The organism is Bradyrhizobium sp. USDA 4454 (assembly GCF_054822705.1).
Genome location: NZ_JBTRCN010000001.1, coordinates 706,745 through 720,493 on the forward strand (window position 1 = coordinate 706,745; position 13,749 = coordinate 720,493).

The 13,749-nt window shown below is 64.8% G+C and carries 15 protein-coding genes; 10 read left to right on the forward strand and 5 right to left on the reverse strand.

Annotated elements, in window-relative coordinates; translation table 11 throughout:
• Positions 1-85 precede the first annotated feature (85 nt).
• Positions 86-433: a winged helix-turn-helix transcriptional regulator gene (locus ACVIW0_RS03220; RefSeq protein ID WP_461351013.1), complete on the forward strand. Its 348-nt coding sequence runs from the start codon at positions 86-88 to the stop codon at positions 431-433.
• A gap of 252 nt (positions 434-685) precedes the next feature.
• Positions 686-1,045 carry a hypothetical protein gene (locus ACVIW0_RS03225; RefSeq protein ID WP_461351014.1) on the forward strand — a complete coding sequence of 120 codons (360 nt, stop codon included), beginning with the start codon at positions 686-688 and terminating at the stop codon, positions 1,043-1,045.
• A gap of 121 nt (positions 1,046-1,166) precedes the next feature.
• Here ACVIW0_RS03225 and ACVIW0_RS03230 read toward each other — a convergent pair whose 3' ends face one another.
• Positions 1,167-2,825 carry an FAD-binding dehydrogenase gene (locus ACVIW0_RS03230; RefSeq protein WP_461351015.1) on the reverse strand — a complete coding sequence of 553 codons (1,659 nt, stop codon included), beginning with the start codon at positions 2,823-2,825 and terminating at the stop codon, positions 1,167-1,169.
• Between the two features lie 278 nt (positions 2,826-3,103).
• Here ACVIW0_RS03230 and ACVIW0_RS03235 point away from each other — a divergent pair, with 278 nt between their 5' ends.
• The 6 genes from ACVIW0_RS03235 to ACVIW0_RS03260 all read left to right on the forward strand — a co-directional run bounded on the left by ACVIW0_RS03235 (position 3,104) and on the right by ACVIW0_RS03260 (position 8,542).
• On the forward strand, positions 3,104-3,568 hold the full coding sequence (locus ACVIW0_RS03235) for a hypothetical protein (protein ID WP_461351016.1): 465 nt from the start codon (positions 3,104-3,106) through the stop codon (positions 3,566-3,568).
• A 173-nt stretch (positions 3,569-3,741) separates the two neighbouring features.
• On the forward strand, positions 3,742-3,876 hold the full coding sequence (locus tag ACVIW0_RS03240; protein WP_263009965.1) for a hypothetical protein: 135 nt from the start codon (positions 3,742-3,744) through the stop codon (positions 3,874-3,876).
• Positions 3,877-3,894: 18 nt separating this feature from the next.
• Positions 3,895-4,485 carry an SCO family protein gene (locus ACVIW0_RS03245; protein WP_461351017.1) on the forward strand — a complete coding sequence of 197 codons (591 nt, stop codon included), beginning with the start codon at positions 3,895-3,897 and terminating at the stop codon, positions 4,483-4,485.
• Positions 4,486-4,639: 154 nt separating this feature from the next.
• Positions 4,640-5,596: a transporter substrate-binding domain-containing protein gene (locus ACVIW0_RS03250; protein ID WP_461357231.1), complete on the forward strand. Its 957-nt coding sequence runs from the start codon at positions 4,640-4,642 to the stop codon at positions 5,594-5,596.
• Positions 5,597-5,835: 239 nt separating this feature from the next.
• The gene (locus ACVIW0_RS03255) at positions 5,836-7,476 is read left to right on the forward strand and encodes a lysine--tRNA ligase (protein WP_461351018.1); all 1,641 of its coding nucleotides are present in this window, start codon (positions 5,836-5,838) and stop codon (positions 7,474-7,476) included.
• A 280-nt stretch (positions 7,477-7,756) separates the two neighbouring features.
• Entirely contained in the window at positions 7,757-8,542 is a 786-nt protein-coding gene (locus tag ACVIW0_RS03260) for a class II aldolase/adducin family protein (RefSeq protein ID WP_461351019.1), read from the forward strand.
• A 181-nt stretch (positions 8,543-8,723) separates the two neighbouring features.
• Here ACVIW0_RS03260 and ACVIW0_RS03265 read toward each other — a convergent pair whose 3' ends face one another.
• Complete coding sequence (locus ACVIW0_RS03265) at positions 8,724-9,377, reverse strand: S24 family peptidase (RefSeq protein WP_461351020.1); 654 nt, start codon at positions 9,375-9,377, stop codon at positions 8,724-8,726.
• Positions 9,378-9,576: 199 nt separating this feature from the next.
• Between ACVIW0_RS03265 and ACVIW0_RS03270 the strand changes: the two genes are divergently transcribed.
• Complete coding sequence (locus ACVIW0_RS03270) at positions 9,577-9,921, forward strand: DUF952 domain-containing protein (protein WP_167386909.1); 345 nt, start codon at positions 9,577-9,579, stop codon at positions 9,919-9,921.
• Positions 9,918-11,015 carry a quinone-dependent dihydroorotate dehydrogenase gene (locus tag ACVIW0_RS03275; RefSeq protein WP_461351021.1) on the forward strand — a complete coding sequence of 366 codons (1,098 nt, stop codon included), beginning with the start codon at positions 9,918-9,920 and terminating at the stop codon, positions 11,013-11,015. Before ACVIW0_RS03270 ends, ACVIW0_RS03275 begins: the two co-directional genes overlap by 4 nt.
• Before the next feature lie 172 nt (positions 11,016-11,187).
• On the opposite strand, the gene ACVIW0_RS03280 is transcribed toward ACVIW0_RS03275, so the two are convergent.
• The 3 genes from ACVIW0_RS03280 to ACVIW0_RS03290 form a co-directional block, all read right to left on the reverse strand.
• A complete protein-coding gene (locus ACVIW0_RS03280) occupies positions 11,188-12,507 on the reverse strand; it encodes an MATE family efflux transporter (protein WP_461351022.1) in 1,320 nt (439 codons plus the stop codon).
• A 120-nt stretch (positions 12,508-12,627) separates the two neighbouring features.
• Positions 12,628-13,362 carry an MBL fold metallo-hydrolase gene (locus ACVIW0_RS03285; protein WP_461351023.1) on the reverse strand — a complete coding sequence of 245 codons (735 nt, stop codon included), beginning with the start codon at positions 13,360-13,362 and terminating at the stop codon, positions 12,628-12,630.
• Between the two features lie 21 nt (positions 13,363-13,383).
• The gene (locus ACVIW0_RS03290) at positions 13,384-13,692 is read right to left on the reverse strand and encodes a DUF6460 domain-containing protein (RefSeq protein ID WP_461351024.1); all 309 of its coding nucleotides are present in this window, start codon (positions 13,690-13,692) and stop codon (positions 13,384-13,386) included.
• Positions 13,693-13,749 lie beyond the last annotated feature (57 nt).

Consider the following 13,749-nt stretch of genomic DNA (forward strand, 5'->3'; position numbering starts at 1 on the left):
CGCCCAACCCGCGCGAAGCGTGCTTAGATGGATCGATGGCGGCGCTCAACGAACCAGATGGAAAGTGCCGCGGGAGAGAGTTGCGATGATCCGCAAGACCAAGCGCAAATATGGTTGCCCGGTCGAGTTCTCGATCGATCAGCTCAGCGGCAAATGGAAGACCGTGATCCTGAGCCGGCTGAAGGTCCGGCCGATGCGCTATGGCGAACTGCGCCACGACATCCCGCAGCTCAGCGATAAGGTGTTGACCGAGCGGCTGCGCGATCTCTGCAATTCGGGCTTCGTCAAGCAGGAGCGCGGCGGCGGCTCCTCGCGCTATTGCCTCACCAAGCGCGGCGAAATGCTGAAGCCGATGCTGCAGGCACTTTACGATTGGGGGCAGGCGAATGCCGATACGTTCGGCGTCCGCTTCGCGAGTGCGGAGGCGGATTAGGGCGAGCGCGCAATTTCGGAATATTAGAAGTGTGCCCCTGAGTTGCCCGACGTGTCAAGTCCCTTGATCGAGCGCGGCCACCGCCGGCTCCTTTGCATGGGGTTGTTCCTCGATATTTGACCGCGCGCCCTGCGGCAGTTCCATAACTTTCGCACGGAACCATTCCGAAGCGTGGATTTCTGGCCGGAACCATCGGCGAGGGAAGCTCGTTGTCGCGGGATGTGTTGGGGGCAATCAACACAAGGAATGCTCATGCGCATCCGCATCTCTACGGCATCCATCATCGTTGCCGCGCTCTCGCTTGGAACACCTGCTTGGGCGCAAGTGCAGGGAACGCAACCGAACACGCCGTCGCAAGCCCAGTCTGAGCAACCCGCCACGATCAAGACCATACAGGTCGTGGACGTCAAGGAACTGAAGCCCGAAGTCCGCTCACGGGTCGAGGCTGTCATCGCAAAGGCAAGCGAAGAAGACCTGAAGAGCCTGCGGGGTTCCATCGACGCGTCCACGGAGGCGACATCCGCGCTGAAGGCGAAGGGACTGAGCTCGGCACAGGTTGTCGCTGTCAATCTCAGCAACGGCATTCTCACGCTCTTCACCAAGCTGGCGTGAGCGCAAGAAAGCTCAGAGATAGCTGAGGAAATTGGGACTCAATGACAAGAGCCCGCCGGTTCGAGCCCGGCGGGCTCTTCCATATCCGTTTCGCCGTCACTTCCGTGGCGAGCGGCATGCTCTATCCCACCGCCTTCGCCGCCGCGCGCCCGGCATTGCGGCCGGAGAACAGGCAGCCGCCGAGGAATGTTCCCTCCAGCGAGCGATAGCCGTGCACGCCGCCGCCGCCGAAGCCCGCGGCTTCGCCAGCCGCGTAAAGTCCGCGGATGATCTCGTGCTCGTTGCCGAATACGCGCGAATCCAGGTCGGTCTCGAAGCCGCCGAGCGTCTTGCGGGTGAGGATGTTGAGCTTCACCGCGATCAGCGGGCCGTGCTCGGGATCGAGAATGCGGTGCGGCTTTGCGGTCCGGATCAGCCGGTCGCCGATATAGCGCCGCGCATTATGCAGGTTCATCACCTGCGCATCCTTCACATAGGGATTGGTGATCTCGCGGTCGCGCGCCTCGATCTGCGCCTTGATGGCGTCGAGCTGCAATAGGTCATTGCCGGCGAGCTTGTTCATGGCACCGACGAGGTCGGCGAGATTGTCGCGCACGATGAAGTCGGCGCCATGCTGCTTGAAGGCTTCGACCGGCGCCGGCGCGCCCTTGTTGGTGGCGCGCTTGATCGTCATGCGCCAGCTTTTTCCTGTCAGGTCGGGGTTCTGCTCCGAGCCTGACAGCGCGAACTCCTTCTTGATGATGCTCTGGGTCAGGATGAACCACGAATAATCGTAGCCGGTGCCCATGATGTAATGCAGTTGCCCGAGCGTGTCGGAGCCCGGGAACAGCGGCGCCGGCAGCCGTTTGCCTGACGCGTCGAACCACATAGATGATGGCCCCGGCAGAATCCGGATGCCGTGACGCGGCCAGATCGGGTTCCAGTTCTGGATGCCCTCGACATAGTGCCACATGCGGTCGCGGTTGATCAGCCGGGCACCGGCTTGCTCGGTGATCCCGATCATGCGGCCGTCGACATGTTCGGGCACGCCGGAGATCATGAACTTCGGCGGCGCGCCGAGCCGCTTCGGCCAGTTCTGCCGCACCAGATCATGATTGCCGCCGATGCCGCCGGAGGCGACGATCACGGCCTGCGCGCGCAAGCTGAAATCACCGACGACGTTGCGCGCGGAACTCTTGCCGCGCTCGACCGAGGTCGGCTCCAGGATCGCGCCGCTGACGCCGTCGACCGCGCCGTTGGTGACGCTCAGCGCATCGACGCGATGGCGGAACTTGAACACCAGGCGCCCGCTGTTGGCGGCCTCGCGCGCGCGGCGCTCGAATGGTTCGACGATGCCGGGGCCGGTGCCCCAGGTGACGTGGAAGCGCGGCACCGAATTGCCGTGGCCCATCGCGTCGTAACCGCCGCGCTCGGCCCAGCCGACCACCGGGAAGATGCGATGACCCATCGCGCGCAGCCAGTCGCGTTTCTCGCCGGCCGCGAACGCGACATAGGCTTCGGCCCATTTGCGTGGCCAATGATCCTCCTCGCGATCGAAACCGGCGGTGCCCATCCAGTCCTGCAACGCAAGGTCGGCGGAATCTTTGATGCCGAGCCGGCGCTGTTCCGGCGAATCGACCAGGAACAACCCGCCAAACGACCAGAACGCCTGGCCGCCGACGCTCTGTTCCCCTTCCTGGTCGAGCACGATGACGCGCTTGCCCGCATCGGCGATCTCGGTCGCGGCGACCAGACCGGCAAGCCCGGCGCCGATCACGATCACATCCGCATCGTCAGCCATGTTTGATTCCCCCGTCCCGCCATTAATCAAGACCGCGTCGTTGTGCGCGGTCAACGCCAAATGGACCTTGCCTGTGGCGGCGAGGCACCAGATGGTTGCGGCAAGCTGTTCCAGTTTGGGACCTTTTCCACGCGCCACTGCAGCGTGCGCGCAACACCCAATTTGAATTTGTTTTGACCGGCATCGCGCGTCTGGACAAAAATCCGCGGCCGCAACACGCTCACGATTGTCGTGCATCACAGACCAAACAGATTCGGTTTCGACTGGGGCTGGCCAAAATGAAGTTGCTGACGGGGTTGCTCGCTGCGGTTCTCCTGCTGGCGGGAATGGGGGCGTCTCAAGCAGTGGTCAGGATCGCCGACGATCGCGGCGGCAAGATCGGCGTCTATGTCGACAGATATCAGGACCTGCGCAGCTCGGGTGAGACCGTGATCATCGACGGGCTGTGCGCCTCGGCCTGCACCATCGTGCTCGGCAAGGTTCCTCATGACCGGATCTGCGTGACCTCGCACGCCAGCCTCGGCTTCCATGCCGCCTGGGATTACGGCGACGACGGCCGTCCGGTGCCCAATCCCGAAGCCACCCATATGCTGTACCTGATGTACCCGCCGGCGGTGCGCAAATGGATCACCGGCCGCGGCGGCCTGACCCGGCGCATGATCTTCCTGCAAGGCAAGCAACTGCAGGCGCTGTACAAGCCGTGTTACCTCAACGCCCAGGCCTCGGCGAAGGGCGAGCATTGAGTCGTGGCCGGAAACCCCGGCATGACGGGATAAGCCCTGGAAATCGCCTCGCACTCATTTGACGGCCTGCGACCGCCATTGCGCTTGCTGCCTGCCGGAACCCGGCTTATCTCAACCGCATGGTTCAGCCGATCTCCACCCGATCCGAGCTCGTTGCGGCTCCGCAGGGCCGGGTGGCGTCTGCGATCCTGTGGGGCGCTGCCGGCATCGGCGGATTGGCCTTGCTTGCCGCCGCCGCGCTCTGGTTCCACTACGGGACCGCGGTGTTTTTCGAAATGATCACGGCCGGCATCGCCGCCTGCTTCTGACAAGGACGCTCTCGCATCATGCCCCGGACCACGCGCCCATTGGTGATCTTTGCTGCCTTCGCGGGCAGTCTGGCGGTCGGCCTGTTCCTTATGTTGTGGGCGGTCGGCGGCCTGCGCACCGTCGCCGCGCCGGCTGCGATCGGCGGCCCGTTCCAGCTCACCGACCAGGCCGGCCAGACCGTCACCGACAAGAATCTCCAGGGCAAGCCGACGCTGATCTTCTTCGGCTTCACCCATTGCCCGGACATCTGCCCGACCTCGCTGTTCGAGATCTCCGAGGTGCTGAAGGCGATGGGCAAGGACGCCGACCGCGTGAACGCCTATTTCGTCTCGGTCGATCCGGAGCGCGACACCGCCGCGGCGATGAAGGATTACCTGTCGAGCTTCGATCCGCACCTCAAGGGCCTGACCGGCGATCCGGCCGCGATCGCCAAGGTTCTGTCGAGCTACCGTGTCTACGCCAAGAAGGTGCCGCTTAGGGATGGCGACTACACGATGGACCACACCGCGCTGATCTATCTGATGGACCGCGACGGCCATTTCGTCGCGCCGTTCAATCTGAAGCGGACGCCGGAAGAGGCGGCGGCCGATCTCAAACGCTATCTCTGACCGCTTTTCCCGGTTCGGAATTAACCCATTCGGCGCTCGCTTCACGCGCCGGATGGTCTATAAGCCGTCCAATTTCCTGATATTGCCGGTTATGCCCAATCTGTCTGCCCAGCCATCTGCCGTCCGCTCGCGCCAGTCCCGCCTGGCCGCGGGGATGCTGGCGGCCGTGGTGTTGGCTATGGCCGGGCCTGCGGCCGGGCAGACGCCTCCGGCACAGGCCCCGGCGGCGAAGAACGCTCCCGCCCCGTCCACCAAGGCGGCCCCTGCACCAACGGCACCCGCGACGCCCCCGGCGGCTGCCGCTCCGTCGCCGCCAACCCAGCCACCCAAAGCCACCGAGGCTGCGCCGCAGGCGGTACCGGGCTTCTGGGATCCGCGGCGCCGTCCGGACCGTCCGGACCTGTCGCGCCTCACCGTGATCCGTTTCCTGACCGAGACCGACTATCCGCCGTTCAACTTCACCGGGCCGGACGGCAATCCGGCCGGCTTCAACGTCGACCTGGCGCGGTCGCTGTGCGACGAGATCAAGGTCACCTGCACCATCCAGATGCGCCGCTTCGAGACCCTGATCGATGCGCTCGCCACCAACCGCGGCGATGCCATCATCGCCTCGATGGCGGTGACGCCGCAGCTGCGCGCCAAGGTCGATTTCACCGATCCCTATTACCGCGCGCCGGCCCGCTTCGTGTCGCGCCGCGACAATGTGATGCCGGAAATCCGTCCCGAATATCTCGAGGGCAAGAAGGTCGGCGTGATCGCCGGCACCTCGCACGAGGCCTATCTCAAGGCGATGTTCACCGACGCCGAGATCCATTCCTATCCGGATAACGATGCGCTGCGTGCGGCACTGCGCCGCGGCGAGGTCGACTTCATCTTTGGCGATGCGATCTCGCTCGCGTTCTGGATCAACGGCACCGATTCCGCCGAATGCTGCGCGTTCTCCGGCGGCCCCTTCGTCGAAAGCCGCTATTTCGGCGAGGGCGTCGGCATCGCCGTGCGCAAGGGCAACGATCTGCTTCGGCAGTCGTTGAACTGGGCGCTGTTCCGGATCTGGGAAAAAGGCCGCTTCACCGACCTGTGGCTGCGCTATTTCTCGATCAGCCCGTTTTGACGCGCGAATGTCTTCACCTCGCCCCGCTTGCGGGGAGAGGTCGGAATTCAAGCGAAGCTTGAATTCCGGGTGAGGGGGACTCACCGCGATTCCGGCTCTTGCCGTCGATGCGGATCGAGCCCCTCACCCCAACCCCCTCCCCGCAAGGGCGGGGCGAGGGAGCGGGCGCCGCCACCGTCGTTTTGCATTTTGCCGCGAAAGCGTTAGTTTTCGCGGCCTTTTTGGAGAGAGCCTGAGGAATGTCCGTGATTGATCTTGCTGCCAGCCCGAGCGACCTGCGGGCGCTCGCCGAACAATCCAACGCCTGGCCGTTCGAGCAGGCGAAAGCGATTGTGGCGCGGCTGAAGAAAAATCCCAAGGACGAGGTGCTGTTCGAGACCGGCTACGGCCCCTCCGGCCTGCCGCATATCGGCACCTTCGGCGAGGTCGCGCGCACCACGATGGTGCGCCACGCCTTCCGTGTGCTGACCGAAGACAAGATCAAGACCCGCCTGCTCGCTTTCTCCGACGACATGGACGGCCTGCGCAAGGTGCCGGACAACGTGCCGAACAAGGAGCTGCTGGAGCAGCATCTCGGCAAGCCCCTGACCAAGGTGCCCGATCCGTTTGGTACCCATCCGAGCTTCGGCCAGCACAACAATGCGCGGCTGCGCGCCTTCCTCGACCAGTTCGGCTTCGACTACGAGTTCGCGAGCTCGACCGAGTATTACACCTCCGGCCGGTTCGATGCCGCGCTGCTGCGCATGCTGGAGCGGATCGAGAAGGTGATGGCGATCATGCTGCCGTCGCTGCGCGAGGAGCGCGCGGCGAGCTACTCGCCGTTCCTGCCGATCTGTCCGCGCACCGGCCTCGTGCTCTACGTGCCGGTGACGGCGCATGACGCCAAGGCCGGCACGATCTCCTACGAAGATCCCGAGACCAGGGAGAGCGTCACCGTTCCCGTCACCGGCGGCCGCTGCAAGCTGCAATGGAAGCCGGACTGGGCGATGCGCTGGTATGCGCTCGGCGTCGACTATGAAATGGCCGGCAAGGACCTGATCGATTCGGTCAAGCTGTCGGGCAAGATCTGCGCGGCGCTCGGCGGCACGCCGCCGGAAGGCTTCAACTACGAACTGTTCCTCGACGAGAAGGGCCAGAAGATCTCGAAGTCGAAGGGCAACGGCCTGACCATCGACGAATGGCTGCGCTACGCCTCGCCGGAATCGCTGTCGCTGTTCATGTATCGCGAGCCCAAGGCGGCGAAGCGGCTCTATTTCGACGTCATCCCGCGCAATGTCGACGACTACCAGCAATTCCTCGACGGCTTCACGCGGCAGGAGGCGCGGCAGCAGCTGCAAAATCCGGTCTGGCACATCCATTCCGGCAAGCCGCCGCAGGCCGACATGCCCGTCACCTTCCAGCTGTTGCTGACGCTGGTGTCGTCGTCGAACGCGGAGAATGCCGAGACGCTGTGGGGCTTCATCGGCCGCTACCGGTCGGGCGTGACGCCGCAGACCCATCCGAAGCTCGATGCGATGGTCGGCTACGCGATCAACTACTATCGCGACTTCGTGGCGCCGACCAAGCAGTTCCGCGAGCCGACCGATGGCGAACGCGCCGCGCTGCAGGACCTGCGCGATGCGCTCGCCAACATGCCGGCCGATGCGACCGCGGAAGACATCCAGAACGTGGTCTACGAGATCGGCCGCCGCGAGCCGTTCCTCGACATGGTCAAGAAGGGCAAGGACGGCCGCCCCGGCGTCTCGCTCGACTGGTTCAACATGCTCTACCAGGTGCTGCTGGGCCAGGAGAAGGGCCCGCGCTTCGGCTCCTTCGTCGCGGTCTACGGCGTGCAGAACGCGGTCAATATGATCGACGGTGCGCTGGCGCGGTCGTCGTAATTTGAAGGATGTGTAGCCCGGATGAAGCGAAGTGAAATCCGGGGGATCGTCGTCAGCGGCCTCGGTGCCCCGGATTGCGCGGAGCCTGTCATCGGGCGCGCGTTCGCGCGACCCGTTGGCTCCATCCGGGCTACGAGCGCACACTGCGGCGTAGCGCCGCAAAACCAGATGGCAGTCCTGCCGCAATTTCAGCGGGGCTGGCGTCGGATTGCGCTAAACTCGCCTCCGTAAAATCAGCAGCGGCCTCCGCCAAGGGGCCGGCACAGATGGGAGCATGCGCATGCAGTTCAGGGTTTCGCCGACATCGCTGCAGGACAGTTCGAGCGCCGAGGAATGGCAGGCGCGGGTCGATCTCGCGGCAGCGCATCGGCTCGCTTACATCCACGGCTTTTCAGAAGGCATCTTCAACCATCTCACCTTCGTGGTTCCCGGCCGCACCGATCGCTACTACCAGATCCCGTTCGGCATGCACTGGTCGGAGGTGACCGCGTCATCGTTCATGGAGGTCGGCATCGACGATGCCGACGTCAAGCGCGGTGAGGGTGAGGTCGAGCGCTCCTGCTATTGCATCCATGCGCCGATCCACAAGGCGCTGCCGCAGGCCAAGGCGGTGTTCCACACCCATATGCCGTATGCGAGTGCGCTGACCCGGCTCGAGGATCCGCGCATCAAGGAGATCGGCCAGACCGAGGTCGGGCTGTCGGAGGCGATCGCCTATGACGATCTCTACACGGGACCTGCACTTGATCCCGAGGAAGGCGCGCGGCTCGCCAAGGTGATCGGCGACAAGACCATCCTGTTCATGGCCAATCACGGCATCTCGACCGTCGGCGAGACCGTCGCCGACGCCTATGACCGGCTCTATTACATCGAGCGCGCCGCGCAGGTGCAGATCTACGCGATGTGGACCCAGCAGCCGCTGAAGCAGTTGCCGCAGCATGTGGTGGAGAAGACCAAGCGCGATTTCCGCGACGACCATCTCTACAACGGCCCATCCCCGGCGCAGCGGCATTTCGATGCGCTGAAGCGGATGCTGGACCGCAAGGAGCCGGACTACGCGACGTAATGGGCTTGGATGGCGCTCTAACCTCCGCCGTCGTTCCGGCGAAAGCCGGGACCCATTACCACAGGGGTCGCGTTGTTGAAGCGCGCCGCGGCCCCAGCGTGGTGTAGCAATAATCTTCGGTGGCTATGGGTCCCGGCTTTCGCCGGGACGACAGTGGTGATGTGGTGATCGATGTGCCCAGCTACTGGCTCGCCCACACCACGCGCGCGATCCACGCGACTTCCTCGGCATCGAGCATGCGGTCGGGATGCTCCGGATTGAGCGAGGCGAGTTCCAGCACCTTGCCGGTGCGGCGCTTCAGTTCCTTCACCATCACCTCGCCGCCGGTGGTGCGCACCACGACGCGATCGCCGCGGCGGATCGCGGTCGCGGGCGACACCACGATGATGTCGCCTTCGCGATAGGCCGGCTTCATCGAGTCGCCCTCGATCTCGAGCGCATAGGCGTGCTCGTCTGACGTCCCCGGCAGCGCCACTTCATCCCAGCCCTTGCCGGCGGGAAACCCGCTGTCGTCGAAATAGCCACCGGCACCGGCCTGGGCGAAGCCGATCAGCGGCACCGACTGGCCGCCGCGCGCGCCGTCGCCGAGCAGCTGCACGAAGGTCTCCATGCTGGCATTGCTCGCGGCCAGCGCCTTGGAGAGCGATTCGGTCGACGGCCAGCGCTCGCGCCCGTCACCGGTGACGCGCTTGGACTTGTTGAAGGTGGTGGGATCGAGGCCGGACTGCTTGGCAAGGCCGGAGGGCGACAGGCCGGCGCGTTCGGCAAGCCGGTCGAGCGCGGCCCAGACCTGTGCGTGGGTCAGCGGTCGCGCGGCTTTGGGCTGTTTGGCCATCGAGGACATCCCGGATGGTAGGAATTATTGCCTGAAACTTCGATTTTCGCAAATCTGCCGGCGGATGTGTCCCGCCACCGCTTGAGTTGGGCGCCCGCCGCCGATACGGTCCCTCGCTCGCCAGATGGCGATTGGGGCCTTTCCCCGCAAATCCGGATAAAACCCCAAGAGACTCAAGGACAAAAGGGAAGGCCGGGCCGTGCCTATGATCTACAAAATCACCCCCGCTTCGGCCTGGCGCGAGGCCGAACGGCAGGGCGTGTACCGGGGCAGTGCGGACGACAAACGCGACGGCTTCATCCATTTTTCGACCGCCGCCCAGGTGGCCGAGACCGCGCGCAAGCACTATCACGGGCAAACCGGCCTGTTCCTGGTCGCGGTCGATGCCGACGCGCTTGGCGACGCCCTGCGCTGGGAGCGGTCGCGCAATGACGAATTGTTCCCGCATCTCTATGGCGAACTCGACCTCGGCGCGGTCACCGAGATCCTCGATCTGCGCGCGCGCTCCGATGGCGGCCACGACGTTCCGGAGCTCAAGCCGTGATCCGTGCCTTCGATGCCTTCTCGTTGCCGCTGCTGCGCTGGTTCGATGCCGAAGATGCCCACCGCATGGCGATCCAGGGCCTGAAGCTGCTGCCGCCGTTCCGGCAGCGGGCGGATGACCCCAAGCTCGCGGTGCGCGCCTTCGGGTTGAACTTTCCGAACCCGATCGGCATGGCGGCGGGCTTCGACAAGAGCGCCGAAGTGCCCGACGCGCTGCTGCGGCTCGGCTTCGGCTTTGTCGAGATCGGCTCGGTGACGCCGAAGCCGCAAGGCGGCAATCCGCGGCCGCGGCTGTTTCGCCTCGAGCGCGACGAGGCCGTGATCAACCGCATGGGCTTCAACAATGACGGTGCGGACGCCGTGCTGCGCCGGCTCGCCACGCGCGGTGGCGCCGCAGGGATCGTCGGGGTCAATGTTGGGGCCAACAAGGATTCGACGGACCGCGTCGCCGACTATGTGAAGCTGATCGAGACCTTTGCTCCGGTCGCGAGCTATTTCACGGTGAATGTCTCCTCGCCCAACACGCCGGGCCTGCGCAATTTGCAGCAATCGGCGGCGCTCGACGATCTGCTGGCGCGGGTGATCGACACCCGCGAGCGCGTGCGCAAGAACGCCGGCGATTCGCCGGTGTTGCTGAAGATCGCGCCTGACCTGAGCCTCGCCGAGCTCGACGATGTCGTGCACATCGCGCGCTCGCGGCGCGTCGACGGCATGATCGTCGCCAACACCACGCTGGCGCGTCCCTCGACCTTGCGCGAGGAGAGCCGCGCCAAGGAGCAGGGCGGCCTGTCGGGCCGTCCACTGTTCCGGCTGTCGACGCGGATGGTGGCTGAAACCTATGTCCGCGTCGAAGGCGCGTTTCCATTGGTCGGCGTCGGTGGCATCGATTCTGGCGGCGCCGCGCTGACGAAAATCCGCGCCGGGGCCAGCCTGATCCAGCTGTATTCCTCGCTGGTCTACAAGGGCATCGGCCTGATCGACGACATCAAGCGCGATCTGTCCTCGACCCTGCTGCGGACCGGGCGCGACTCGCTGTCGGAAATTGTCGGCGCCGATGCGGCGACGATCACGGCCGAGGATTGGCCGGTGAGGTAGGTGTCGTTACCTCGCCCCGCCTGCGGGGAGAGGCCGGATCGCATCGTTAGATGCGATCCGGGTGAGGGGGAGCCTCCGCGTGTTCGGCTCCCATCTCATTCGCGGAAATAGCCCCTCACCCCAATCCACTTCCCGCAAGAGCGGGACGCGAGGGAGCAGAGGGTCGCTTCGTTCACTTGAACGTCTTCCGCAACATCGCCGGATAGCGCAGGCCTTGCAGGCCGCCGCGCGCGACATAGAAGCCGAGCAGCGCGATCCACAGTCCGGTGTTGCCGTAGCCGCTGAGCACCCACCAGGTGGCGAGGAAGATCACGAGCGAGGCCAGCATCAGATTGCGCATCTCGCGCGCCCAGGTCGCGCCGACATAGATGCCGTCTAAGCCGAACGCGAACACGCCGGGCAGCGGTGCCAGGATCACGAACGGCAGGAAGTCGCGCGCATAGTGGCGCACGTCGTCGCTGGTCGTCATCAACTTGATCAGCGCCGGCCCGAACAGCGCGAACAGCACCGAGACGACCAGCGCAAAGCCGGTGCCCCACAGCAGCACCAGCCGGGTCGAATCGGCGAAGCCACGGGAATCGCGCGCGCCGAAGGCGCGGCCGCACAGCTGCTGGGCGGCATTGGCGAGGCCGTCGAGGAAGAAGGCGCTCACCAAGAGGAAATTGTTCAGCACCGAATTCGCCGCCAGCGTGACGTCGCCCTCGCGGGCGCCCTTGGCGGTGAAGAACAGGAACACGACGATCAGCGCCGCGGTGCGGATCATGATGTCGCGGTTGACGGCCAGCATCCGCATCAGCTTGGCGCGATCGAACAGCGTGGCCGCGGGTACCGCGAAGCCGCCTTGCGAGATCCGCCACGCCAAGATGATGCCGACAACGAAGCCGGTGGTCTCGGCGAGCACGGCGGCGATCGCGGCGCCTGCGATGCCGGCGCCGTAAGTTTGCACCAGCAGTACGGTTGCGATCATGTTGATGATGTTGATCACGATCTGCAGCGCCAGCGCCAGATTGGCGCGGGCCTGGCCGACCAGCCAACCCAGGATGACGTAGTTGGCGAGCGCCAGCGGCGCCGACCAGATCCGGATCATGAAATAGGATTTTGCGGCGCGCGTGACGCCCTCGCTGCCGCCCATTAGCTGGAAGGTGACTGCGGCGAGCGGCAACTGGAGCGCGATCAGCGCAGCGCCGATCAGGCCGGCGACGATGAAGCCGCGCACCAGGATCGCAGCATATTCCTGCGGCTCGCCGGCGCCCTGCGCCTGTGCGGTGAAGGCCAGCGTGCTCATGCGCAGGAAGGCGAACAGCCAGAACAGGCAGTCGAAGATCACCGAGGCCATCGCCACGCCGCCGAGCAGCGCGGCGTCGTCGAGGCGGCCGATCGCGGTGGTCGAGACGATGCCGATCAATGGTGTGGTGAGGTTCGCGACCATCGCGGGACCGGCGATGGCGAACACCTGGCGGGTCGTGATCTTTGGGTGGGCGGGTGCGTGCATGGCTACAATTGTGAGCAGTGTACACTTCTATCGCGTGATCCGCTGCGCGGCCATGCTGGAAATGTTCTCAGAGCAATGCGGTGGCGATGGGGCTGGGCGGCCTATCATGCAATTGCGTGGTCAGAATATCACGACCATGCCGTCGCTCGCCGCTGTGTACGGCAGGCCGTCGATGCGGCCGAGCATGTCGTCGCTCATATGGGTCAGCACCACGCGTTTCGCGTTGATGGCCGGAAGATGCGCTTCCAGCGTTGTCAGGCTGAGATGATTCTTGACCATCTTGTCGTAGGTATAGGCCTCAGCGATGAAGATGTCGGCGTCTTGCGCCGCCGGGACCAGCGTGTCGGTCCACTCGGTATCGGCGCTGTAGCTGACGACGCGGCCTTCCGTCTCGATGCGATAGGCCAGAAATGGTCCGCCGGATTCGCCGTGCACCACCGGGTAAGGCGTCACGGTCACCTCGCCGAAGCTGCGCCGCTCCTGTGGGGCGAGCGTGACGACCGACAGATCGAAGCGCTGTTTGGTCCTGGAGGAGTGTTCGAACATCACCTCCATTACTTGGGGCAGTTTGGTTTCGATGCCTTCGGGACCTGCGATCACCAGCGGCCTTGTGCGGCGGGAGAATTGCGCGTCGAGCAGGAAGAACGGCAGGCCGGCAAAATGGTCGCCATGGAAATGCGTGATCAGGATCAGGTCGATCGCGTTGCGGTCGATCTCGAGCCGCTTCAATGCGGGAAGCGACGAGGCGCCGCAATCGATGAGGAAATTGGCGCGCTCGCCCCTGATGTGGAAGCAGGTGTTGAAGCGGCCGCCGGAGCCGAACGCATCGCCGCAGCCGACAAATTGCAATTGCATCGGCTGCGAACCCTCCTTTGATCAGCGGCCGCGCGGCGCGCCGAACAGCCGCGACAGCAGCCAGATCGGGATCACGATCACGGCGCCGAGCAGGAAGTAGCGCCAGGCCCAGTTGATCGCGTCGAAGCCAAGATCCCAGAGGCTCTGGAACAGCCTGTGGATGCTGTAGAGAATGTTCCAGGGATCGAGCCCGATCGCGGCGAGCACGACGCCGACCAGGATCGAGAGCAGGATCAGCCGGAACGCCACCGACAGCGGCGAGCCGCCGAGAAAGCGGTACAGGCCGTCGCTCTGGCCGCCGGCCGGCAAGTCCCGGATGTTGTCTGGCATCGTTGTCTCCAATAGCGTTTTCGAGCGAAGTGGGTACCGGTTCGCGTGAAGAAAACG

Bases quoted from the DNA above. Each gene is read 5' to 3' on its own strand.
- ACVIW0_RS03230 (WP_461351015.1), bottom strand. From the start codon at position 2,825: ATGGCTGACGATGCGGATGTGATCGTGATCGGCGCCGGGCTTGCCGGT.
- ACVIW0_RS03265 (WP_461351020.1), bottom strand. From the start codon at position 9,377: ATGGCCAAACAGCCCAAAGCCGCGCGACCGCTGACCCACGCACAGGTC.
- ACVIW0_RS03290 (WP_461351024.1), bottom strand. From the start codon at position 13,692: ATGCCAGACAACATCCGGGACTTGCCGGCCGGCGGCCAGAGCGACGGC.
- ACVIW0_RS03245 (WP_461351017.1), top strand. From the start codon at position 3,895: ATGCCCCGGACCACGCGCCCATTGGTGATCTTTGCTGCCTTCGCGGGC.
- ACVIW0_RS03235 (WP_461351016.1), top strand. From the start codon at position 3,104: ATGAAGTTGCTGACGGGGTTGCTCGCTGCGGTTCTCCTGCTGGCGGGA.
- ACVIW0_RS03285 (WP_461351023.1), bottom strand. From the start codon at position 13,362: ATGCAATTGCAATTTGTCGGCTGCGGCGATGCGTTCGGCTCCGGCGGC.
- ACVIW0_RS03250 (WP_461357231.1), top strand. From the start codon at position 4,640: ATGCTGGCGGCCGTGGTGTTGGCTATGGCCGGGCCTGCGGCCGGGCAG.
- ACVIW0_RS03260 (WP_461351019.1), top strand. From the start codon at position 7,757: ATGCAGTTCAGGGTTTCGCCGACATCGCTGCAGGACAGTTCGAGCGCC.
- ACVIW0_RS03220 (WP_461351013.1), top strand. From the start codon at position 86: ATGATCCGCAAGACCAAGCGCAAATATGGTTGCCCGGTCGAGTTCTCG.
- ACVIW0_RS03280 (WP_461351022.1), bottom strand. From the start codon at position 12,507: ATGCACGCACCCGCCCACCCAAAGATCACGACCCGCCAGGTGTTCGCC.
- ACVIW0_RS03255 (WP_461351018.1), top strand. From the start codon at position 5,836: ATGTCCGTGATTGATCTTGCTGCCAGCCCGAGCGACCTGCGGGCGCTC.
- ACVIW0_RS03225 (WP_461351014.1), top strand. From the start codon at position 686: ATGCGCATCCGCATCTCTACGGCATCCATCATCGTTGCCGCGCTCTCG.